A 23,247-nucleotide genomic window follows, 5' to 3' on the forward strand; every position below is an offset into this window, starting at 1 on the left:
TTTTTTTTTGTTTCATTTCTTCATCATCGAAATTTAAATGTTGATTACAATTAGGGCATATTTCAAATTTATCATCATAGTGTAAGTTACAATTTTTACAATACATAATTACCTATCCTTTTCTATTTACATTCCATTTTCTTCCATCCATAAATTAAATCTTTCTGCTTTTCTTGCACTTCTAGAATATTGTAATCCAGCATAATTTGCTTTATCAAATATGTCTTTGATTATCATACTATATAAATTTACTTCTGCCAACATAGCCATAACTGGAGGTGTTAGAGTTAAGACAGAAAACATTATCCCTACTGTTGCTATTATTATTTGTTCATTATAATCACCATATTTTATGTCCATACTATTTTTAACATCTGAGATTATATCTTGAGGATTATCATATTTATTATATGCATCTTTAAATAAAGGAACTACATCGTTTTTAATTGTTGGTTGATAGTAATAAATATCTATTCCAGTAGCTAGTAAATCTGATATAGTTTGTAAATTTGCATTTTTAATATCCAGAATACTATTATATACTGCTGGTAAATCTGATTTTACTGAAAGTACATATGTTATAACAGAACGCATAGAATTAGCACTTTTAAAAGCAGAACCTCTACTTAAATATTGATCATAAGCTTCTCTATCATATTTAGTGATATATGTACATAAACCTTCCTCATAATTATTTCCTTCAAAATCTATAAAATGAGATAAATACATATATACTACCTCATCATTATACTTTGAAGCTCCTACTTCTTGATTTTTTCTAGCTACTGACATTGCGTATGATAATTGACTTGCATTAGTTGTGTGTTTTATTGGTTGTTCGCTATAAATTTTAGGGGTGTTTGAGTATTTTTCTAAATTTAAATATTGCTTACATTGTTGCCTAAATGTTTCTCCCTTAGGCTGCAAGTCTTTCAGTTCACTAGGGGATATTCCTACATCTTTTAGTAAATTACTATATTCTTCTGATACGGTTAATACGTCTGCTACTCTATCAATATCCAAATCTGTAGATTTTACTGAAGTTGCATACGCATTTGTTGAAGTCGCTACTAAAAGCATAGATGTCAATGTTAAACTTGTTAATTTTAATCTTAATTTTTTCATTATAACATCCTCCTATAAATTAATCTTCCCTTATTTCGAATACTAGCAATAATATTTAGAAAAATCAATAAATTAGTAAAACTGGTCATTCTACATGCATAATTGGACAATAATTTAGTTATAAATACAATAATTTTTATATTTAGATATAATAACTCATATATTTATTTATAATATTATATCTATTAAATGGTAAATAACTAAAGCTAATATACATAACACTAACCACCCAATAAAGCTTTCTTCCTTATTTTCAAAGATATTTAAAAATTTTAATGCATCCTTAAATATCAAAATAGATAGTTTTATAATTACAAAAACTGCTAATAAAATAAACAATATTTTAAGCATCTATTTCTCCTTAATAAATAATTCAAAATCTTATTTAATATAATTTTTATTTAACTTAATATGTTATTTCTAAATAAATTATATCAAAGTTTGTTACATTTTAGAAATATATGTAAATAAAAACTCTTAGTTAACTGATGAACATAGTATGACAAGCATAACCTCATGTAGTATACTTATTTTAGAGGTGATTACATGACTTGGAATGATTTAAAAAATAATGATATAACATATATAGTTAAGTATATTAATGATAAGTTAAATGATAGTAAAAGCTTGACTAGAGTTGCTATAGAACTTGGTGTATCTGAAAGTAGTATAAGAAAATATCTTACTAAAAGAGGTTATAAGCGTATCAATGATGAATATATTTTTATTGGTGACAACAATATGACAAAGGTAATAAACAGTAAATCACAGAGTAGTAGTGATAGTAGATTTAATATTGCAATAGAAGATGACAACAGTCATAACGTAGTAATTGACAATCAATTTAAAAATAATATAATATCTTTAGCAAAAGACTATGATAAGATACAAGGTGTATTAAATTGGTTTGAAAATAAAGATGATACAAGTGTCATAGAAGTTGTACAAGATGGTATTAAGATTGATTTACCTTCAAAAGATGCTATAAGAACCACAGTAAGATTAAATAAAGAATCATGGAATTTATTTGATGGTTTTTGTGAAAAGTTTAGAGAATTTAATAAGTCAGATTTGATGAGTATGGCCTTGTTGGAGTATATAAAAAAATATGATAAATAATTTTCTAAATGATAAAATTATACCAAGTTTAAAAGAAGGTACTTTTAAAAGAATACTGATAAACATAGGTAAAATCATTATATTACTAGTAATTACTGGAATATTAATTCTTTTTATGATTCAAGGAAAATATCTGTTTTATAGAAATGGTCTGACTTTTAATGTGAACAATAATAGTAATATTATAATTGAAAAATTGGATGTTGAGCTAAATATTGATAGCAAAGATACCTTATTTCTAACTGAATTTAAGGAAATAAAACCGAAAGAATCATGTTCTATTTTTTATAGAGGGAATACTGGTTCTGAAGTCCATGCTATATTAAAGTATAAAAATAAACTTAATGAAACAAAATCAGTTGAAGTCGCATACTTTGCTGGCTTATCAAAACGAGTTGTTGAGGTAGAAATTAATTCTATTGATAAAGATGGCAACTTAATTATAAACGTAAAAGGCTTTAGTGGTTTAGGATATTTTTAATCCAAATTAATTAAATTAAAATCGTAGTTTTAATTTAAAATAACTCCATGAAGGAGTTATTTTTTTGTATATTTCTATTTAATTATGGTATAATATATATACAATACCTTTTAATATAGGCGGTGAATTAATGGCTAAAAGAAAGACTAGTTTTGCAGAACATCATATTGAAAATACAGATGCAGATTTTATAAATAAGTATTGGAGTAGTAAGAATGAGATAAGTCCATATGAGATATCTCCAAGTAGTGCAAATGTAAAAGTATGGATTAAATGTCTGGAAAATAAGAAACATGAAGATTATGAGGTTAGATGTAGTAATTTTACTAAGAATAATAGCAGATGTCCAGTGTGCAAACATAAAAAAGTACATAAAGTTAATAAAAAGACATCTTTTGAATCTAAGTTTCCAGATTTAAAAAAATACTGGAGCAATGAAAATGATTTAAAAATTAGCGAGTTAGCTCCTACCTCAAATAAAGTTTTTAAATTTGAATGTCCTGTATGTGGAGAAATTTTTGAAAGAAAAATAAGCAAAATAACTAATACAAATTTTATAGACAAACATATGAAAAAACATGATAAAAAGACAAATGAATATAATATGTTGAATATAGATGATTTTTCTAAAATAGTAGATAAACAGAAATTAAATGATTTTAATAAATCTTATTTAATATCAAGATATATTCATCTTTTTGAATATCTTAAAAATAATAATAAACTTATGGAAAAAGATAATCACTTTCATGCTTTCTTCAGTGAAGAAGATAGTTCAAATTATATTGAAAAATATTCTACTAAAGAAACATATGCAGGTATGCAAAGTTTCATAGTTTCATTAAACAATATATTTAAATTACTAGGGTATGAAGTTAAATTTGAGGCCTTAAAAATATCTCAGCTTGAAAATAATGCAGACAAATATCTTACAAAAGATGAACTTAATTGGATATGTAGTGATCTTATGAATTGGCAGGATAAATTTATATTATATGCAATTTGGAATGGGATACTAGGTAATAAAGGAGAAGATTTAAGAGAGATAAAAAAGAGTGATTTAGATTTTGAGACTAATACTTTAAAGTTAAAAAATAGAGTATTGATAATGGATGATACCCTAAGTTTGTACGCTAAAGAAACATTAAATCAAAAGTATTACGCTCAATTCTTAGATGATGATAAGAAAAATACAACTAATTCAATGTATGCATTTAACATGGATTCTAATTATTTAATAAAAACAAAACCAGAAGAACGAAACAATTTTGGCACTAATATTATGGCATACCCAACATTAGTAAGAAGATTTAATATATTAAATAGTTGGCTTAATAAATTGCTTATGTCTAGTAATATTGATATAAATCTAAGTATGAAAACATTGTATTACTCTGGATTTATGCATAAAATGAAGGTTGCAGAAGAGAATGGTTTAAAGTTAACAGTGAAAAATGTAGATGATTTGAAAAATGAACTAGGTTATAAGTTGTCAGCTAATAATATAAAAATAATTTATCAAGAGAAATATAGAGAGGAGGAATAATTAAAATGTCTAAAGATAACACAACTAATGAACAAAGTGATTTAAATAGAATTAACTTGATTTATCATATTATATATGATAATGATAGATTTAAAATGATAACTAGGAAATATTTTGAAATATTTAGATTAAAAGGTATGTCTGCTGAAGAAATTAGCTTGGCATTTGAAGAATTTCTATATTCTCTTATTTCAGATAAGTTTAAAAAGATGAATACGGTAAATGATGTTAGAAAATTAAGAAATCAAGAGAATTCCTCATCATTAAAACTAAAAAAGAGATGGTCTGATATGACTTTAGATTCTCTAAATGAAGATACTAAATCTTCAAGAAAAAAAAGTAGTAAATACCTAAAAAAAGAATTAGAAATTATTGAAAATGAATATTTGAAAAATGGAAGAATCATTAGTGCTGGAGTAAAAAATCCAAAAGAATTAGAGGAGCAAAGAAAAGATTTTTTAGATGAATGGAAATCAAGCTCCAATTATAATATATGTGATTATCCATACTTGCAAGAACTTAGTACTAGTAAAATAAATTCTGCATTTATACATGATATATTAATGTGTATAACAGAAGTGCTAAAAGATGATTATGACTTTGATATTAATAAAATTGCTATAAAGACACCTCCACATATTTCACCAGGTATTTTTTTACCTTTCACAAAGGGAAAAAGATACTCGCATTTAAATGTTAAGAAAAATGAAAATGAATACATGTCAGATGACTATAGTGCTAAGAATCTTTCAGGAAAACAAATGAACTTTTTCTATAAATTTTCAATTGGACAAGATGAAAATATTGAAAACCTTAAACTAGAGTTAATAAATCCTGATACAGAAAAAAAAGCTTTGCCAAAAATATATTTAGATAAGCAAGACCTTGAAATTATTCGATTTGTTTATACTTATAGCCATATGAACTCATTTTCATTTTATTTGGGCGATTTAGTGAAGTACTTGGGACTTTCAGATGGCAAAAAGAATTATATTAATATAAAGAATAGACTATTAAAGTTACCTTACTATACTTTTTATTCAAATCAAACTAATGATAAAGGTGAATTGAAATATGAAATTAGTTTTAATTTATTTTCTAGCACAACAATCGTAAATGATGAAAATAACAACAATAGAGAGTTAGTTAAAATCACAAAATCTTTTATTGAGGAGGTAGAAAGAGTTAATACAGATATAATGTATAGAAATGAACTCGAAAAATTACAATTAACACAGTCAATTAATTTAGCTTATTTTTTGGAAGGTAGAAGGTCTTTTCTTATATCTTGTGGTGAAGACATAAGGAATAAAAGCTTTAGATATGATATAGAAGATTTAAAATTTGATGTCCACCTTAATAAAAGTAAAACAGTAAAACAAAATATGGAATACTTAGAGTTAGGCTTTAACGAGATAAAAGAAAATCAATTCATAATTAAAGACTATAAAAGAGGAAATTCGTATTTTGATGTTTATTTCTATGAAGATTTTGAAAAAAGAAAACGTCTTATAAATAATACTATACTTTCTCTTCCTGATTATATGATAGAAGATAAGTCTTAAAAATGATCGTATAAGCTCCGTACTTAACAAAAAATGTCGAATTTATTTTAGCTGAATTTAATAAAAAAGGCAAAATGACCGTATAAACTCCGTACTTAACAAAAAGTAGATTTTTCAAAAAATGTAAATGACCGTATCAGCTCCGTACTTAACAAAAAATAGCCCTTTTTTTGATTATTTCCTTGTCGAAAAATTTTTTTTGTAACATCTTTTTTACTTTTCTTAGTAATTTCAAACCTCACGTCTTCTGAAATCACTCTATTTGAGCTAAATGACCGTATCAGCTCCGTACTTAACAGAAGACGTTGAAATCACTCTATTTGAGCTAAATGACCGTATCAGCTCCGTACTTAACAAATATAGACATAAATTTATTTTTTGGGTAAGATAAGTTTAAGTAAAAAGGTATCATACAAAAAATGGCTATACCAGCTCCGTACTTATCAAATTATTGATTTTTTAAAGGAGAAAATTATGAGTATTAAATATAATGATGAAGAGTTTGTTTTGGTTAAAACTAGTGAAATCAGTCAATTACAGAAAAAAAATATAGAATATATTGATTTGCAAGGAAATTTCTATGCCATTGATAAAAAGAAAATTGGTAGAAAAAAGAGATTCACAGAAGAAATGCAGGAGCAAATAAGAACTGAACTTAAAACTGATACTATCAGAAATATCGCAAAAAAATATGGTACAAGTACAGGAATAATACAAAGTGTCAAAGATTATAAATATTAATTGTTTCTTATTTTATTTAAGAAACAAAAATGTTATAATATTCCTATAGTGTAAAGGAGTTGATTTCTATGAAATGGTCAGAAGTTAGAAATTTATACCCTAATTCATTTGTCAAACTAGAAATTTTAAAATCACATGTATATGATGAAAAAGAGTATATAGATGAAGTAGCCCTTGTCAAAGTTATTCATGATAGTAAAGAAGCACTAAAAGAATTCAATAGATGTAAAGATAGAGAAATTGTATATAATACCAAAAATGAAGAATTTATAATAGATCTTATTAAACATATTGGTGTAAGAAGAGGTTTATAAAATGAAAATTTTCAAATACAAAAAAGGCTTATTATATACAGATATAGAAATTTCAATTGAAAATAAAAACATACTTATTAAAGATGTAATAATTGACACAGGTGCATCTCACACTATCATATCATCTTCTTATTTGGAAAAATCAGATATAGGATTTAATGACAATGATACAATTGTAAAAGCTTCTGGTTATGGTGGTGCTGTTCAATATTCAGTAAGAAAATCAGTTGATAAAGTTATTTGCGGTGATATAATTCTTGAAAATATCAGATTGGATTTTGGGGAGATTGATCCAGAAGAAAAAGTAAATGGTTTATTAGGATTAGATTTTTTAAGAAATGCTAATTTGATTATTGATTTAGTAGATAATTTATTAATAAAAAAATAAAACATATTTATATAAGGAGTTATCACAATATGAGTATTAAATATAAAGATAAAGTAGTCTTTATTGTAGATAGTTCAGAAAAAGAGAAGCTAGATAAAGCTGGTATTGTATATGAGACATTAGAAAATGAAAATTGTTATGTAGTTCAACAGGGAAGAAGAAGTAAGAGGTTTAATGATGAAATGCAAAAACAAATCAGAAATGAATTAGAAAACAGTACTATTAGGGCAATTGCTAAAAAATATAAGACAAGCACAGGAATAATACAAAGTATAAAAGATTTTAAATATTAAGTGTTTCTATATTTACAACAGGAAACAAAATTAGTATACTTATATTATAAATTAAGAAAGGAGGATTATAATATGCAAGAATTAAAGCCAGTTGCTAGAATATCAAAATCAAAACTTAATGTTATGTTAGAGACTTTCAAGACATCTACAAGAAAAGTAGAGAAAATAGATAGTTCTGCTTGTAATTCTTGTGCAATAAAAAATAATCCTTCTTTTGATACTAATAAGCTAAGTGAATTCTGTTTAGATTGTCCTAAATTAAAATCTATAGCAGAATTTTCCTATGTTACAGAAAAGGAAACAGAAATAGGTATAATAGAGATTGTAACTAATGAAAATAGATGTATAGCTTTAAGTAAAAGCGCTATAAAGCAATACTTAGCATACCACTTCATAGTATCTAATAAAAACTATGTTAGAAAATCAGTGTCATTTGCAAGTATAGCTGATATATGTAATTTTTCAGTTGTAACAGCTAGACATAATCATAATATGTTATTGCAAGTTGGATTAGTTTATTCTACAGAAGTTAAAAGAGGTAAATTTGATATAGTTATTGATGGAGAATATAGAAATCATCTTAAAAAAGAAGATGGTGGAAAAGGTTATATAACTATGTCTTTAGATACCTTAAATCATCTATTAAGTTTTGAAAATGTAAATGAATTAAAACTTGAAATAAAGAAATTACTTTGGGCTGATGCTAAAGGAAGTAAGTTAGGTAAGAAAATACGATTTAAAAAAGATAATCTTATATCAGTACTTCCTTCTTACATACTGAAATCTAATAAGCTCACAGAAGCATTCCTGAGAGGTTCTAAAACTTTATTTGATGTAAGTAATGACACCATTGATACAAAGCGTTACGAGACGAAAGAAACCATCTCAAAGAAATATACTGAACCTATAAGAATAAAAATTTTGAAATTCTTTGAAGATACAGGTTGCTCTTTAAGTTCTAATTATAGCAAGGTGTTATCTCAGATAAATTTAGATAAATATAACTTATTTGAAGAAGATTTAATTACCAAACTAGAACTTGAAAAAGAAATTATAGTAGGAGATTTAGTTGGCCTTGCTGTTCAATATGGAGAGAATAGAGTTTTGGCTGCACTAGATTATATGTTCAATAAATATACGATAGACGAAGATGATATAAACTACAGTGAAATAAATAATCCTGGTGCATTTATAAGAACATTGATTGTACAGAGTATAAATAAATATGGAAGTTTAGCAATAGCAATTTAATATCTGGAGTAGTTCAAAAAAATTAATTTTGGCTACTCCTATTAGGGTTTACATTTACAACTCAATAATTCTTAAATAGAGCTAGTAAGAGCTTATAATCTCTTATTAGCTCTATTTTTTATGTCTATTTTAGTTAAATTTTATAAACAATATAAAGATTTTTATTAATATTAATAACTTAATTTTCCATTATATAAATATAGTTATCATAATTATTAATTAAGTTATTATAAAAAATCAATAATATATTTACAATGTACTATTATTAGATTTTATATTTTATTGCCTATATTGCAGTTACTTTGGTGTACAAATTGTTATTATTCTCTAATTATTGATTTTAAGTTTTGTATTTAATTGTTATTATTAAATATATGATATAATTTCTGATTAAAGAATAAGTAACAAATCATCATAACCACAATTTACAAGAAGAAATTCTTCATTCAAGAGACTGAAAACATTTTCTTTAGGAATTATACTATTTCCATTTGATTTAGTTTTTTTGAGTAAAATAATGCAACTTCTTTTGTTTCATTATTTTCTTTGATTTTTCTTTTTTTAAGATAGTATTTGAGCCATTTGGATATGTTACTGGTAATCTAAGATTAAATAAAATATTTTTAGTTTTAAAAATGTTTTGTCTAGTACCTTAATTGAAATTTTGAAGTGCTTTAATTTGTTTTCCTTAATAATTTGATAATAATGATTTTGATTTTATAAAAAATCTCCCTCTTTTATAGCTGATAAATATAGCTTAATTTTTTCTCATATCTAATATGTGGCATTTTTAATTTTTATTTGAAAAAAAATTAAAAGAGTTATTTAAAAATATAAACTTATATTTTTAAATAACTCTTTTTTGTCTAGTTTGAATATTTTTTAATTTTTTATATATTATAGCTTTAACATAATTAAGTATTGATATCTTTTAACTCATATAGCCAGGGTTCTCCATCTATAATTTTTTGCTTCTCAAAGTAAGTAGGATACTTAACTATAGGAAAAGGTGGTTGATATTTGGGAGTAATGTTGTTTAAAGCACAATAACGGACATTGAAATCTTCATACTTTAAATTAATATCTTTTGTAATCCAAAAGAAATCTTCTATACTCATAGCAAGATTACTTCTGCAAATATCCCACACATCATAATATCCTAATTTAAATTCTTTTAATATATCATTTACCTCTGGTCTACACTCCTGAATAACTCTTTCTTCTATCCATATTCTTATAAATTCATCCCATTTATCACTATCTAGATTTTTTAATATATTTGTGATTGGAAAAGGGTTCATTCCCTTATATTTTTTATTTTGTTTAAATGAAAATTTATCATCTATTATGTTATAGATTAAAATACCTGTAGTATCATTTTTATATTTTAAAAGATATAAGTCATTGTTTCCTATCACTCCATTATTTTTTATAAATAATTTATCACTAAATCTAAATTTATCACTAGACAAATCATTCATATAAAATTCCCCTTTCTTTTAAATATTCAATTCTTATCTTTAATAAGTACTTAATGCACTCCAATCTATGTGGTTTTAAATATTTTTTATAACTATCAACGATTTCTAATATTTCATTAGTATTTATTTTAAAACTTATATCTGAGATTAAGCCTATTTGCTCATAGTGTGAACTTTTAAATGGTTTACATTCATCTATTGATTCAAGAAACTCAGGACTATCTAGCTCTAATTCCTCATCTATTATATTTCCATATAAAGCAAAACCATGATCAAAAAGTGGTGCAAATTTTAAAGTACCATGTTCATCTTGTAGCATACCAAAATTTCGCAGATGTCTGTCAATATTATTTATTAAAAAATCTACTATTATCATGGTATCTAGCTCTTTTTTATCCAAATAAAGATTGTTTATTAAATGTGTATATAAGTCAGAATTATTAGTACCAACAAGCTCTCTTATTGTAGTGTATTTATAACCTTCAGCAAAGTCAAATGAATAACAAACATCATATATCTTATTATTTCTGTTCATTTTATCGTAATAATATTTAACATGATTTACTTTTAGACTATCTAGTATCTGTGATACTAAGACTTCTGTGAGTGGTTGTATGTCACTATATGTGTTTCTGTATTTTACACCAGTCTTGATATATACCAATTTTCCATTTAAATAAGCTGTCCATTTATATAGCATACCTTTAGAAGAAGCATTTGCTCCAAAAGTACCATTTATATTAAACTTATTTTGTTCATGTGAATTTAACATTTTTTATATCTCCTTTACATATCTCGTATATGCTATATGATATAGATATATTTTTTTGTTTATACAACTAATATTATCAAAGTTTATTAACTTTTACAGTATTTTATTTGAATAATTTTTAGCTTGTTGTAAGCTCTAAAAAGCTATCACACTCCTGTAGCTTATAATAAAGAAATTCAAGTGTTATGTTATCATCAAAATATATATCAATGTTGTTATCAAATATATATATTTTTGCTGTAGTTTTACTGTCATGATAGAATAATTTTACAGTTGTTATATGTATAATTGTTCCCTCAATGCAGATCTTCCAATCAACTTTAAAATCATGTAGTATATAATATTCTTTCTTATCAACTACTTGATTAATAAATAAAGTATCTTTAAATTCAGATTCTTGATAAGTGTCAGTAGTTTTAGCATTATCAGAAGGATCAATATTATCTTCAGTTACTTTATGTAGAAGGTTAATACTTCTAGATTTGTTTTCATATAACTTGCCAATTGAATGAAACAATATAATTAACATAAAAAGATAGATTAATTGTTTTGGTAATATCAATAGCAGACATAATAATGGAATTGATAGGTATACACTTATATGTAATTTTTTTAGAATATTTACAATAAAAAGTACACTATGTTTATTTAACATTTTTGGTTTAATCAAAAAATACTCCCCCTTATTGCTGACATACGCAGCTTATTTTTTTATATGCATTAAATATGCTTAAAATTTTTATTAAATATAATATGGTATAAAAACCAAATATTTTTGAAATAAATTTAATTTTTACAATAAAAAAGATAGCCTTCAAGTAAGAAGGTTATCTTTTTTGTAAATTCGATAAATAGTAATTGTTTTCTATTATTCTGAATAAATATTATATTTTGAACTAATGACAGTTAGATAAAATTAAATTACAACTAATCTGCCAGTTCAAAGTATGAATATTGTACTAATTTATCCCTTATGTCTCTAGTCCATATACGATTTAACTCATGATAATGATCTATATAACTTTTATCTAATTCATGTAAGTTATTATTTAAATTCGCATCTATTTCATCAAAGTCAAATGTACCTCTAAAATATAAATTAATAAATTCCTCTATATTGGGAATAACTTCCATAAGAAAATCTTCTGTAAACTTTAATCTTTCTTTAACCTCTATTGCATTGTGAGATGCAATAAGGCAGTTTATGAAATGATGATGTCTTGTTCTTAGTGGTAAGTAATAAGCTAGTTTAAGTTCTTTTTCAGCTCTAGATCGTCCCATACCTTGCAAACTAAAAACTACTGTTGCAGCTACTGTAGCTAACCAAAACGCATGATTTTTGCTTTTTATTATATTTTCATGTGTTTTATTATAATTATCTATGTTTTTATCATATATGATTGCATCTATTATTCTAGTTGCAGCAAAGGAATCTGCATCCATCTCAAGGATCTGATTTACTAGATTATCTACATCATTTGAAACAGAATTATTTAAATATGCAGTACATCCAGATTTAAGTTCATTTAAGTATCCTAAATGTCCATCCATTATATGTCCTAATTCATGAAATATAATTATATCTATAGATAATGTGATTAGTATTTCCGAATAAATCTTAGCTCTTTGTCTATCATAATCTCCAAACTCAAAAGAAACTTTTTGATAAAAATCTTCTCTAGTTTTTTGATTTTCTTCAAGTTCACTCTCTAATAAAGTATAGAAAATGCTATCAATCTCTTTGAAAACGCCTTTATTTATTGACAATAAATAATTTTTTCCATCAAAAGAACTTCTACCACCAATGGATATATCATTATTAACCCAATATTTTATATCTATGTCTAAATCTGTATCTGTGAATGTTTTATAGGTTGATTTTAAAGAATTTAAACACCATTCAAATGCTCTTTTTCCAATACTTTCATAATCAATACTTGTCAAGTCTTATCCCACCCAATATTGTTTTTATAATCAAAGTTTTAGATATCTTATATTAGTTTTTTATCATATAAAAGACTGCATACCATATCTATATCATTATCTTCATCTGATAAAAGTAAATAAAATAATTTCTTGCTTTCAGGATAATATCTTTCATACTCTTCATTAAATTGAGTTATGCAACGTCTCAACATGATTTTTTTGCTATCTTTTTTACATCCATATTTTATTACCTCCTTATTTTTTTATAAATTTATTATATATCATTTTGATAAGGGTAACTATATGATTTAAAATAATTCAAGTGTCTCATGGCCTAACAATATTTAAAAGATTATCTTTTATATCAAATATTTTCAAATAAAAATTAAAAATGACCCATATTAATTTAGACGAAGGAATCAGCTATTTATTAGCAAATAAAAATGAAATTGCAATTGTCAAGATTAAGAAAAGGAGAAACTATATGAAGACATAGAAAAGATTATAGAAACATGAAAAAGTAATTTAGAAGTTAAAAATACTAACTTTAGGGGGACATAATTTTATGGTAGATAATGAAAAAGAATTGAACTTATTAAAAGAAATTATAGAAAATGAAACAGGTATTCAATTTGATACTTTAAAACTAGAAGATATACTTTTGTCTATAGATAGTGAAGAGTATGGAAGATATGAGCTTTTTAAAATAGTAGAAGTAGAGGGATTTTTATTTCTAATTGAGTGTGATGAAAAGGGAAATCTAATTAAATATAAAAAAATAGTAGATGCTTTAGATTTAGGCATAGAGCCTGATAAAAAATATATTTTAGATAATACCAACTATATACGATTAAATAAACTTAATAAAAAAGACTTTAGAAAGTTGGTAAAAGATTATTCATTTACTAACTTTAATTAAAATAAAGACTCTATATTTTAAAAATAAATATGAAAGGTATAAATAAAATGATAATTAAAAAGGTAGCACCAACAGAATTAAAAGTGATGAAATTTATATGGAAGTCAGATACTCAAATGGCATCAATTGATATTACTAATGCCATGCATAAAAAATATGGATGGAAACAAACTACAACACTAACACTACTATCAAGATTAGCCAATAAAGGTTTTTTAAATTCAGTAAAAATAGGGAAATATACTTATTATGAATCAATAATTATGAAAGATGAATATATAAAATTTGAGACAAAAGAGTTCATTTGTAATATCCATGATGGTTCTACAGGTAGTCTATTAGATTCATTATCAACTTGTGATCAATTAACAGATGAAGAAAGAAATTATTTGAAAAACTGGAGAGATAACTTAAAATAAGAAATCAAAAAGCTATATTAGTAGAGAATAATACTCTTATATAATATAGCTTTTTATTTGAAGTTTATAAACCCAATTTTATAAAATAATTAATTTAATGTAAAGAAATTTTAGTAACTTCTATTAGAGATTTTGAAGGTGAATCAGTATAGATTATTTTTGTAGTGAAATTGATGTCTAGATTTTCTTGATTATTATATATATCACGAATGCAAATACCATTATCTAATTCAGATAGAATTGAATCAGAAGTATCTTCTGGCCATTCAAAAATACCAATACAGAAATCAATAGTTTCTCTTATCTCTTCAATAAATATATCATATGTATATATCTTACCAACCATATGCTTTAAACTAGACATTATACTTGATACATTATATTCCCTTTCATTAAAATAATATAGCAATGAAGAAATCCTATCATTAATAGAGTTTTTCAACTCATACAATGATATTTTTTGAGCTTTATACTTATCAAACAAATTGTTAAATAGCTCAAAATCATTATACTTATTTGTATCAAGATTTTTATCAGCAGGAGAAAGATACAGTTTTTTATTAGTTATAAAAGCTCCCCATTTTAAAATTTCTTTACTTGATATGCAAGTTTCTATATATTCATCTATGATTTTATTATAATTTTTTGTATTTATTTCTAAAATTTTATTCATAAAAATTACCTCCTTAAAATTTATGATATTCCCCAAACTCCTTTTTCTAGTTTAGTAAAAATAGAGTTTATTTGAAGTGTTTGTCTTATTTTTTCTTTCCAATGTTTGTTTGAATTGCATTTTTTATGACCTTCAATTTCTTTATAGATATCTTCTAATCTTGCTACTTTTCCTAATTTTTCTATTACAGTTGCGACTAAGTCTTTCCAAGTTATACTAAGACTATCTCTTAAATCACATACACCTTTTTTAACAATAGAGAAGTTTAACATATATGGATGATTTCTTCTAAGTACCAATGCAGTTTCATGAGCTATTCTTATGAATTCTTCATGTTTATAGCTTTTTTTATCGCTTAAACAATTATGTTGTTCCTTCACAATTATTTGTTCCAACGTACCAAGTTTATCCATATCTAACAGCATGGAATACAATGCTCCAGATTTTTTTACATCAGCTGTTAAAATGATTAATCGACCACCTTTTTCTAAAGTTGCAAACTGTTTTGATAAGCAATAATTTATTTTTTTCATAAATAAAGAGTAATCATGTATATGTGATAAATCATTTTCTAGAGGTTTATCTCCATAGACATTACCACTATATTGAATAATATCCCAGTATGGTGGATGCCAAAAAATACACTCATTTCTTTCTTTTATATCATTATTTATTAAATCAAATCCCATGTTTAGATCATAGGTATGTGATTCGATTTTTAATTCTTTAGAGACATGAGCAGTTGTATTACTTCCACACATATAATCACTGATAGAGTTAAACTGATAAACCTTATGTAAATCAATAATAAATTTACCTGATGTGTTTCCACGATAACTAGAATCTCCATAAGGTCCTCTTTCTTTATAACTTAATAAACTTTTCATATTTTAAACACTCCTTTTATTGCTGACATATGCAGCTTATTTTTAATTGCTAAAAACTAGCTTAATTTATTCTTACTACTAATATGGGGTATTTTTTGATTTTATTTGAAAAATTTTCGCTAAAAAATTAATGTTTAGATATAGTGAATAATTAGTATATTGTCAATGTCAATCTAGGATTATATTGCAGAAAGGAATATAAAAATAACCTCCAAATTATAGAGATATATCCATTTGGAGGTTTATATAAAATTTAGAACTTATTTATGTCATTTCCATTCAAGGTATCATTACTGCTAGAAGTACAGTGTATCAAAGATTCAATTAAGCTGTTCATAGAGCCAGAATGTACAGTATCTAAGAATTGTCTAGTTGCAAATTGTAAATAAGCTTTTTTTGTTGTAAGTATTTTATAATGTGTAATTTTATTTATCTTATCAGCTTCTAAAAAACCTCTTTTAACCAGTTTAGATAGTAGAGTAAGTGTTGTGGTAGATTTCCAATCATATTCATATTCCATAGCTTTTATTACATCCTTAGAAGATAAATCAGTATTTAATTTCCAGATAAATTTCATTATTTTTAATTCTGATTTTGGTATTTTTTGTATAGACATATTAGATACATTCCTTTCTTTTTATATTTATAAAGCATAGGTACTTATATATTGTTTGGTAATATTGAAACAGGTAACTCAACAGTTAGTTTACCGACATTGGTTGCAATCTCAAATACTTTATCTGTATAAGTAGATGAACTATTATATGATACAGTATTAATTCTCTAAAGTGGCTTTTGAAAAAGAAATATAGGTAATTCTTGAAGATTGTAATGATTTTGAAATAAGAGCTCTAGTAGACATATTAAAAGCTTCAAAAAAATTCATTAGGGATGTGAAAATGTTTCATAGAGATATTAATATTAAATTTTAAAAATATAATGGAATCCTTGAAGCAAGAGAGTATGAGTATTAGTACTCTCTTACTTTATAAAATTATTTAGGTATAATGTAGTTACTTAATAACTGTTAAACCTAACAAATTTCTAAGTTACTCAATTTAATCTTTGACTCTAGAATATTATCCTCATCATAGTCAATTAATTCAAAGTTAATATGTAATTTTCGGCCTAAAATATAGTACTTCCATTCTCCCTCAGATAAAGAACTTGAGATATCCTCTTCAGAAAAATCTAGTAACTCTGCTGTTCCAATATAATCAAAACATAAATTTCTTATTATTTCTTTGAGTTTCCAAACTGAATAAGCTATATTTATATGTGAATCAAATTCTTTTTTTAAAAAATCTATATCTGGATGAATATTTAAATTTTTATAACTAGTAGTTAATTCCTTGACCGCATTGTATATGCAATTTTCGAATTCTATATAGTTTATCTCTTTAAGTTTAAAGCGTGTTAAAATACCTTCAAATCCTCTTATACTATCTATATTATCTCTTTTATACAAATTTGATATATTAAAATTTGACTTATAATATGAGAATAAATGTAATTCTTTATTTGTTGTTATATAAGCTCCACAATAGATAGGTCCTCTATTAGATTCTTCAAGAATATATTTGACATAAGTATTTATATAATCTAAATCTAACTGTAATTGTATACTTGTATTCATTTCTATCCTCCTAATAATGTCTATTTCTTTTCATGATATAGTATTTAAATATAACCATGTGTTTTATATATATTACTTGATAAAATGTTGATGTTCTAGTAAAAGTTTTTGAGTGTGTTGGATAATTATTATTTTGTAACCAAATCATTTTCATATACTTTGTCCAGAATCTAGGAAATAAAAATCTTTGAGTTTTTACTATGACTTTTCTATTTTCAAAGAAGTTTAATGTAGGAGAAATTTTTATATTTTTTTTATTAATTTTCTTTAATATATTTTCCTCTTTATCAAAACTATTACTGTATAAATCTGGACAAAATATAGAAACATATGCTGAAGAATTTCTAACTGATAGAGTGCTAATTTTTTCTATAAGAAACTCTAATTTATCTCCAGTTGTATTTATAAAGTGTAAAGCTTCTATATTATTATCAAGTGATAGCTGTTTTAATTTATAAGCATTTACACTTTCACTTATCAATTTTCCATTTTCATTGTCAGTTGAATTAAAATCTATGTACTCAACTTCTATTTCTTCCTTTATAATTTTTCTACAATCTTTCCCCTGTATTTTTATCATATTAATCTCCTTTGATGACACGTATAAACATAAAAATTATAAAATATATACTATGTGTATATATTACCATAAAATAAGTAAAAAAAGATGCCTAAATTTGATTTTTAAAAATCTCATTAAAGCATCTTTTTTATTTTATTAAATTTCTATTTTATTAAACTTCTATTTTTTTTAATTGATTTTATGATGTCCATTATAAGGTTTAACTCCTGACTATTTAAATCATTTATGCTCTCATTTATATTTGAACTTACATTTAATTTATTAAATTCATCTGTACCATTGATAATGGAATCAGCTGAAATATTCAGTGAGTTAATAATTTTTATAAAAGTTATTAGACTAGGCGACTTGCTACCTTTTTCTATATTTGAGAGATATCCTTTTGATAGACTTGTTAACCTAGCAACATCTTCAAGAGTTAAGTCTAATTTTTTTCTTTGCTCTTTTAGTCTTTTTCCGATTAATATTTTATCTTCAATATTCATTTTTATAATTCCTTATATTTAATAATATCCTTTATCAATTTAAGCATAGCTTTTTGCTCTTTAGCCGATAATCCATCAATTAATTCATAACATTGCGAAGAAATTGTATCAACATGGCTTTCATTTAAGATAATATTTTCGAATAAAATTTCAAGTGGCATTTCTAATGCATTCGCAATTTTTAAAATACTATGAAGTGATGCTCTTTTTTCACCTCTTTCAATTTGGCCAATATAGGCAGGATATAAATCTGCTTTTTCTGCTAACATATCTTGACTATAGCCCAATCTTTTTCTATAATTTCTTATTCTATTTCCAATGATAATTTCTATTTTATTTGGTTCTAACATTTGCATCCTTCCTAATCTGGTTATAGTAGTAATTTGTGAACTTTTATATAACTCATAAAAGATTATTCTCTTTAAATGATATACTATATGTGTCAAAAATATACTCGTATAGCATATTGCATAGAATTATATATGCTATTTATATCGATTAGAAAATAAAATAGTAGAAGCATATTATTTATATATTTGATATAGAAGAAAAATTCAGAATAATAATTTAGAAAAATTGAAAAATAAAAATTGACTATTTTTAAGTGGAAATTTGATACTCTTAATATAATATATATTTTTATAATTCTCTATATGTGATAATATCTTTTATCAATTTAAGTATAGCCTCTTGCTCTTTTAATGTTAGTTTGTCAATTAGTTCGTAACATTGAGAAGGTATTGTATCAACCTGGCTTTCATTTAATATAATATTTTCAAATAAAATTTCAAGGGGAATTTCTAGTACGTTTGCGACTTTTAAAATACTATGAAGTGATGCACTTCTTTCACCTCTTTCAATCTGACCAATATATGTATGATGTAAATTAGCTTTTTCTGCTAATGTTTCTTGACTATATCCTAATCTTTTTCTATAATTTCTTATTCTATTTCCAATAATGGTTTCTATTTTATTTGATTCTAACATTTGCACCATTCCTAATCTGATTATAGTAGTAGTTTATAAAATCTTATACTGTTCATTGAAGATGATTATCTTTAATGATATACTATACGTGTCAAAAAAATATACTTATAGCATATGTTTTTAAATTATATATACTATATATACTGTATATTTGATTAGCGAATACAATAGGAGGAGATTATTATTTGTGGGTTTGATATCAATAAAGAATTCAATAATTTTTTAAGTGAGTGTCAGAATAATAGCTTAGAAGAATTGAAAAATAAAAAGACGACTATTTTTAAGTCATATTTTAATCTTTTTAATATTATATATGACAAGTTATCCTTAAATGGAAGAAAACAATTTGAATCTTATACAGAGCAGAAAAATATTATTCATAGCTTAGAATTTGATTTTCAATACAAAGAAGGATATAAAAATTTTATTAAATTGTATATGACATCTAGGTTTGATATACTTGAAAATTTCAATAGATTTTCAAGCATATCTATTGAAAATTTTAGAATAAAGAATTCTAAATATTTAGAAGCAGTTAAAGAGCTTTCAAAGATAGATATAGATGCTTTTCTTTCAGAGATAGATATAGAGATATTAAATGAGTATATTAGATTAGAGGATGAATTAAATAATTTGATAATTGAGTATCTATTTTTAAAAGGCCATATAGATTGTATAGATTTAGCTATAATACTTGATATGCCTATTGATCAAGACAACAAATACATAAAAGCTTTTTATCTAAGATAGGGCATAAAAATTTGAATACCCTATCTTACGATATCTTTTTACTTACTAGCTTTAAATTTAAAATCTTTTAGACCTTTAGGCAAACTTGGTTGATGGTTAAACCAGGTACATGTTGTATTAACTGACAAAAAAACTGTTACTAAAGATAATAGGCTTAAAGCTTTAAGTACTTTTAACGAATATTTGTTCATTGTTCTCCCTCCGAATTTGTATATTTCCTAAAAGCAGCATTATGTTTATCCAAAATAAAGCAGACAAACAAAATAAAGCATAATCGGTTTTGATTTTTAAAATGAAACTAGTACTTATAACAAGTACAATTATTGTTGCCAATAACTTCGACATTTTCCCATACATTTTTTTCTCATCTAAATTTAGAGAATTATTTTTATGTTCAAGAGGAGATAAAAAACATACACCTAAATAATTTAGCACTAAGAATATGATAATAACTGACATATGTTTTACTGTATTTATGTAATTCAAAATACATATGGAACTTAGTACAACAGATAAAAAAATAAGTATACAAGTTCTGTGATTATTAGCATGATATCCACCAGAAAATTGTCTTATCGAACAGTAACATATTAAAAATAGCAATACATGAATAAACTTATGAAATATAAGTGCTAAAGTTAATGCTAATACTAGGTTCACAGATGATGCAATTACTACTTCAAAACCATAAGAATAGATATGGTGCTCTTCTGTATTAATTAATTCATTATTAACTAGTACAGTTGTAATTTTTTCAGCATATTTTTTAAACATCTTTTTCTCCTATATCTTTTGATATATAAACAATAGCAGTTATTATATATTGCTTCAATAATTATGCCTAACTGGACATTATAAAGCTTAAATGGACAACATAGGGATAGAAATTATCATAGTAAATCTATTTTCGTTATGTTCTATTAAATATGTACCATCATATTTATCGACTGAGTTCTTTATGCTTTTTATTCCAAAACCATGTTTAAGAGTATCTTTTTTATCAGTTAAGATATTATTATCTCTGATTAAAATATTATTTATTTTAGTATTTTCTGCTTTAATTATATAAAAATTATTTATTATATTACCCTTCAGTATAATTTCTCTATAGTCTAAAGGAATTTTATTACAAGCTTCTATTGCATTATCTAATATATTGGAAAAAATATTACATATATCTATATCTTTGATGAAGTTACATTTGCTGAAATCTATCAGAGCTATGAAATTTATATTGTATTTATCACAAATATCTTTTTTATCATTTAGTATAATATCTAATGTTATGTTGCCTGTATAGTATATATTATTATTTTTAATTTTATCTTTTATACTATGTAGGTAAGGTCTTATATCAATATTATTTTCATACATACCTTCTATGCATAAAATATGATTTTTCATATCATGGCTTAATAACTCTATCTTAAGTTGTTTTGATTCAATATTTTTATAGTATTCATTTTTCATGCTAGATATTTTTTCAAGCATATTATTTTCCATAAGAAATTTGTTATCTATGTGTATCTTTTTTATAAGTAAAATCAATGATATGTTAGATAAGAGTAACACTATAGCTATCATAAAAAGTTGATTTCTATCTATTAGTGTTTCTTTGGAATACTTAAAGATATATTTAAAAATGATAAAAAATAGAACTATGTTTGTAAAAATGGGAATAGACATATAAGTAAATATTCTTCTGTCTATATCTGAGTCAGTTTCGTAAAAATATGATTTATATAAATATAAAACAGCTATTAAAAGAATTTTACCAATTGAAATTGATTCAACTCTATAGATATTATTTGCTAATAGATTACTCATATCATTTATTAGATTTATCCAAATTGTAAGACTCATGCTTAATGCATCTATACAAATTAATAGCATCCAATATATGATGGATATACATATAGCTTTCATTAGTTTTATATCGTATCCAAGCTTTGCTATTATGATAGTTATAAATATAGAAATCAAGACTCTTGTATTTGGAAAAACATTTAAGAAAGATAATATATTTGCAAAAAAAATTACCACAATAATCATAAGGGTTATTCTGGTATTATTGCTCTTAGGTTTATTACTATAGTCCAGGAATTTTTTACACATAAACCACTCTATACTAAAGGATACAAATATAAATATATTCCAAAATAACTCACTTTTTATCATAGTAGTCCTCCTAAAAATAATGTCACTTTATTTCTGAAATCTTTAGCCTTATATTTACTTATAGGTATTTCTATTAATTTATCATCATATTCCATGAATGCTATATTTCTTTCAATCTTTATTACTTTTCTTAAATTTACTAAAAAACTCTGATGACATCTAAAAAAACCATAATCTTTAAGTTTATTTTCCAAATTACTTAAACTAGTTGATAATATATGTTTTCTTTTTTCTGTATAGATGGTTACTGTTTTTTTCATTACTTCTATGTATATAATTTCACTTGTTTTAAGAAACAAGCTTGAATTACATCCTGCATATTTAGACTCAACGTATATTTCATTATTTCTTGATGTAAATTCATTTATAAATGAGTTAATATAATCTTTTAGAACTCTATAATCAATTGGCTTTAATAAATATCTATAAGCCCTTACCTCAAAAGCGTCTAAAATATGATTTATCATAGAGGTTATAAAAATAATCTCTACATCTTTATCAAAAGTTCTAATTTTTTTAGCTGCTTCCATACCATCTATGCCATCCATTTTTATATCTAACAGAAGTATATCTAATTCATTAGGATAATTTTTAATAAGTTCTTCAGCAGAATAAAATAGGTTTATATTATAATCTATTTCATTTCGGTTGATAATTTTATTCAAATATCCTTTTATTATATCCATAGAAGATACTTCATCTTCACAAATTGCTATTGATAAAAACAT

Annotated in this window: 31 protein-coding genes; 12 read left to right on the plus strand and 19 right to left on the minus strand. The window is 24.4% G+C overall.

The window, feature by feature from the left end; genetic code table 11:
• Positions 1-126: 126 nt before the first annotated feature.
• Both IC173_RS16995 and IC173_RS17000 read right to left on the minus strand, forming a co-directional pair.
• On the minus strand, positions 127-1,125 hold the full coding sequence (locus IC173_RS16995; protein ID WP_227855925.1) for a hypothetical protein: 999 nt from the start codon (positions 1,123-1,125) through the stop codon (positions 127-129).
• A 168-nt stretch (positions 1,126-1,293) separates the two neighbouring features.
• Positions 1,294-1,476 carry a hypothetical protein gene (locus IC173_RS17000; RefSeq protein WP_227845824.1) on the minus strand — a complete coding sequence of 61 codons (183 nt, stop codon included), beginning with the start codon at positions 1,474-1,476 and terminating at the stop codon, positions 1,294-1,296.
• Between the two features lie 195 nt (positions 1,477-1,671).
• Between IC173_RS17000 and IC173_RS17005 the strand changes: the two genes are divergently transcribed.
• The 9 genes from IC173_RS17005 to IC173_RS17045 all read left to right on the plus strand — a co-directional run bounded on the left by IC173_RS17005 (position 1,672) and on the right by IC173_RS17045 (position 8,823).
• Complete coding sequence (locus IC173_RS17005) at positions 1,672-2,244, plus strand: integrase (protein ID WP_227855926.1); 573 nt, start codon at positions 1,672-1,674, stop codon at positions 2,242-2,244.
• Positions 2,234-2,725: a hypothetical protein gene (locus IC173_RS17010; RefSeq protein WP_227855927.1), complete on the plus strand. Its 492-nt coding sequence runs from the start codon at positions 2,234-2,236 to the stop codon at positions 2,723-2,725. Before IC173_RS17005 ends, IC173_RS17010 begins: the two co-directional genes overlap by 11 nt.
• Before the next feature lie 130 nt (positions 2,726-2,855).
• Complete coding sequence (locus IC173_RS17015; RefSeq protein ID WP_227855928.1) at positions 2,856-4,271, plus strand: zinc-ribbon domain-containing protein; 1,416 nt, start codon at positions 2,856-2,858, stop codon at positions 4,269-4,271.
• A gap of 5 nt (positions 4,272-4,276) precedes the next feature.
• Positions 4,277-5,836 (plus strand): hypothetical protein, encoded by a 1,560-nt coding sequence (locus IC173_RS17020; RefSeq protein ID WP_227855929.1) that lies wholly within the window; start codon positions 4,277-4,279, stop codon positions 5,834-5,836.
• Between the two features lie 474 nt (positions 5,837-6,310).
• Positions 6,311-6,577 (plus strand): transposase family protein, encoded by a 267-nt coding sequence (locus IC173_RS17025; protein WP_227855930.1) that lies wholly within the window; start codon positions 6,311-6,313, stop codon positions 6,575-6,577.
• Between the two features lie 68 nt (positions 6,578-6,645).
• Positions 6,646-6,891 carry a hypothetical protein gene (locus IC173_RS17030; RefSeq protein WP_227855931.1) on the plus strand — a complete coding sequence of 82 codons (246 nt, stop codon included), beginning with the start codon at positions 6,646-6,648 and terminating at the stop codon, positions 6,889-6,891.
• Between the two features lies 1 nt (position 6,892).
• Positions 6,893-7,279, plus strand: coding sequence for a retropepsin-like aspartic protease (locus IC173_RS17035; RefSeq protein ID WP_227855932.1), 387 nt, complete (start codon positions 6,893-6,895; stop codon positions 7,277-7,279).
• Positions 7,280-7,308: 29 nt separating this feature from the next.
• Positions 7,309-7,572, plus strand: coding sequence for a helix-turn-helix domain containing protein (locus IC173_RS17040; RefSeq protein ID WP_227855933.1), 264 nt, complete (start codon positions 7,309-7,311; stop codon positions 7,570-7,572).
• 72 nt (positions 7,573-7,644) lie between these two features.
• Entirely contained in the window at positions 7,645-8,823 is a 1,179-nt protein-coding gene (locus IC173_RS17045; protein ID WP_227855934.1) for a hypothetical protein, read from the plus strand.
• 914 nt (positions 8,824-9,737) lie between these two features.
• Here IC173_RS17045 and IC173_RS17050 read toward each other — a convergent pair.
• From IC173_RS17050 to IC173_RS17070, 5 genes are all read right to left on the minus strand, one after another.
• The gene (locus IC173_RS17050; protein WP_227855935.1) at positions 9,738-10,304 is read right to left on the minus strand and encodes a hypothetical protein; all 567 of its coding nucleotides are present in this window, start codon (positions 10,302-10,304) and stop codon (positions 9,738-9,740) included.
• The gene (locus tag IC173_RS17055; RefSeq protein ID WP_227855936.1) at positions 10,297-11,076 is read right to left on the minus strand and encodes a HipA domain-containing protein; all 780 of its coding nucleotides are present in this window, start codon (positions 11,074-11,076) and stop codon (positions 10,297-10,299) included. Before IC173_RS17055 ends, IC173_RS17050 begins: the two co-directional genes overlap by 8 nt.
• A 118-nt stretch (positions 11,077-11,194) precedes the next feature.
• On the minus strand, positions 11,195-11,746 hold the full coding sequence (locus IC173_RS17060) for a hypothetical protein (RefSeq protein ID WP_227855937.1): 552 nt from the start codon (positions 11,744-11,746) through the stop codon (positions 11,195-11,197).
• A gap of 257 nt (positions 11,747-12,003) precedes the next feature.
• A complete protein-coding gene (locus tag IC173_RS17065; protein WP_227855938.1) occupies positions 12,004-13,020 on the minus strand; it encodes a hypothetical protein in 1,017 nt (338 codons plus the stop codon).
• Positions 13,021-13,067: 47 nt separating this feature from the next.
• Positions 13,068-13,214 carry a hypothetical protein gene (locus tag IC173_RS17070; protein WP_227855939.1) on the minus strand — a complete coding sequence of 49 codons (147 nt, stop codon included), beginning with the start codon at positions 13,212-13,214 and terminating at the stop codon, positions 13,068-13,070.
• A 353-nt stretch (positions 13,215-13,567) separates the two neighbouring features.
• On the opposite strand from IC173_RS17070, the gene IC173_RS17075 reads away from it, so the two are divergent.
• Both IC173_RS17075 and IC173_RS17080 read left to right on the plus strand, forming a co-directional pair.
• Entirely contained in the window at positions 13,568-13,921 is a 354-nt protein-coding gene (locus IC173_RS17075) for a hypothetical protein (RefSeq protein WP_227855940.1), read from the plus strand.
• A 47-nt stretch (positions 13,922-13,968) separates the two neighbouring features.
• Positions 13,969-14,340, plus strand: a complete 372-nt coding sequence (locus tag IC173_RS17080) for a BlaI/MecI/CopY family transcriptional regulator (RefSeq protein ID WP_227855941.1) — start codon at positions 13,969-13,971, stop codon at positions 14,338-14,340.
• Between the two features lie 94 nt (positions 14,341-14,434).
• On the opposite strand, the gene IC173_RS17085 is transcribed toward IC173_RS17080, so the two are convergent.
• From IC173_RS17085 to IC173_RS17120, 8 genes are all read right to left on the minus strand, one after another.
• Positions 14,435-15,013 (minus strand): hypothetical protein, encoded by a 579-nt coding sequence (locus IC173_RS17085; RefSeq protein WP_227855942.1) that lies wholly within the window; start codon positions 15,011-15,013, stop codon positions 14,435-14,437.
• Positions 15,014-15,033: 20 nt separating this feature from the next.
• Positions 15,034-15,900 carry a DNA modification methylase gene (locus IC173_RS17090; RefSeq protein ID WP_227855943.1) on the minus strand — a complete coding sequence of 289 codons (867 nt, stop codon included), beginning with the start codon at positions 15,898-15,900 and terminating at the stop codon, positions 15,034-15,036.
• A 253-nt stretch (positions 15,901-16,153) separates the two neighbouring features.
• On the minus strand, positions 16,154-16,516 hold the full coding sequence (locus tag IC173_RS17095; protein WP_227855944.1) for a BlaI/MecI/CopY family transcriptional regulator: 363 nt from the start codon (positions 16,514-16,516) through the stop codon (positions 16,154-16,156).
• A 417-nt stretch (positions 16,517-16,933) separates the two neighbouring features.
• The gene (locus IC173_RS17100) at positions 16,934-17,536 is read right to left on the minus strand and encodes a hypothetical protein (protein ID WP_227855945.1); all 603 of its coding nucleotides are present in this window, start codon (positions 17,534-17,536) and stop codon (positions 16,934-16,936) included.
• 10 nt (positions 17,537-17,546) lie between these two features.
• Positions 17,547-18,116 carry a hypothetical protein gene (locus IC173_RS17105; RefSeq protein WP_227855946.1) on the minus strand — a complete coding sequence of 190 codons (570 nt, stop codon included), beginning with the start codon at positions 18,114-18,116 and terminating at the stop codon, positions 17,547-17,549.
• 146 nt (positions 18,117-18,262) lie between these two features.
• A complete protein-coding gene (locus IC173_RS17110) occupies positions 18,263-18,604 on the minus strand; it encodes a helix-turn-helix domain-containing protein (RefSeq protein ID WP_227855947.1) in 342 nt (113 codons plus the stop codon).
• A gap of 2 nt (positions 18,605-18,606) precedes the next feature.
• Complete coding sequence (locus IC173_RS17115; protein WP_227855948.1) at positions 18,607-18,954, minus strand: helix-turn-helix domain-containing protein; 348 nt, start codon at positions 18,952-18,954, stop codon at positions 18,607-18,609.
• A gap of 289 nt (positions 18,955-19,243) precedes the next feature.
• The gene (locus IC173_RS17120) at positions 19,244-19,591 is read right to left on the minus strand and encodes a helix-turn-helix domain-containing protein (RefSeq protein ID WP_227855949.1); all 348 of its coding nucleotides are present in this window, start codon (positions 19,589-19,591) and stop codon (positions 19,244-19,246) included.
• Between the two features lie 255 nt (positions 19,592-19,846).
• Here IC173_RS17120 and IC173_RS17125 point away from each other — a divergent pair, with 255 nt between their 5' ends.
• On the plus strand, positions 19,847-20,341 hold the full coding sequence (locus IC173_RS17125; RefSeq protein WP_227855950.1) for a hypothetical protein: 495 nt from the start codon (positions 19,847-19,849) through the stop codon (positions 20,339-20,341).
• Between the two features lie 38 nt (positions 20,342-20,379).
• Here the strand turns inward: IC173_RS17125 and IC173_RS17130 are convergent, their stop codons facing one another.
• The 4 genes from IC173_RS17130 to IC173_RS17145 form a co-directional block, all read right to left on the minus strand.
• Positions 20,380-20,532, minus strand: coding sequence for a cyclic lactone autoinducer peptide (locus IC173_RS17130; RefSeq protein WP_227855951.1), 153 nt, complete (start codon positions 20,530-20,532; stop codon positions 20,380-20,382).
• Entirely contained in the window at positions 20,504-21,115 is a 612-nt protein-coding gene (locus IC173_RS17135) for an accessory gene regulator B family protein (protein ID WP_227855952.1), read from the minus strand. The genes IC173_RS17130 and IC173_RS17135 overlap by 29 nt, the downstream gene beginning before the upstream one ends.
• A gap of 87 nt (positions 21,116-21,202) precedes the next feature.
• On the minus strand, positions 21,203-22,519 hold the full coding sequence (locus tag IC173_RS17140; protein ID WP_227855953.1) for a sensor histidine kinase: 1,317 nt from the start codon (positions 22,517-22,519) through the stop codon (positions 21,203-21,205).
• On the minus strand, positions 22,516-23,247 hold the full coding sequence (locus IC173_RS17145; RefSeq protein ID WP_227855954.1) for a LytR/AlgR family response regulator transcription factor: 732 nt from the start codon (positions 23,245-23,247) through the stop codon (positions 22,516-22,518). Before IC173_RS17145 ends, IC173_RS17140 begins: the two co-directional genes overlap by 4 nt.

It is taken from the genome of Clostridioides sp. ES-S-0048-02, assembly GCF_020658495.1.
Lineage (GTDB): Bacteria > Bacillota > Clostridia > Peptostreptococcales > Peptostreptococcaceae > Clostridioides.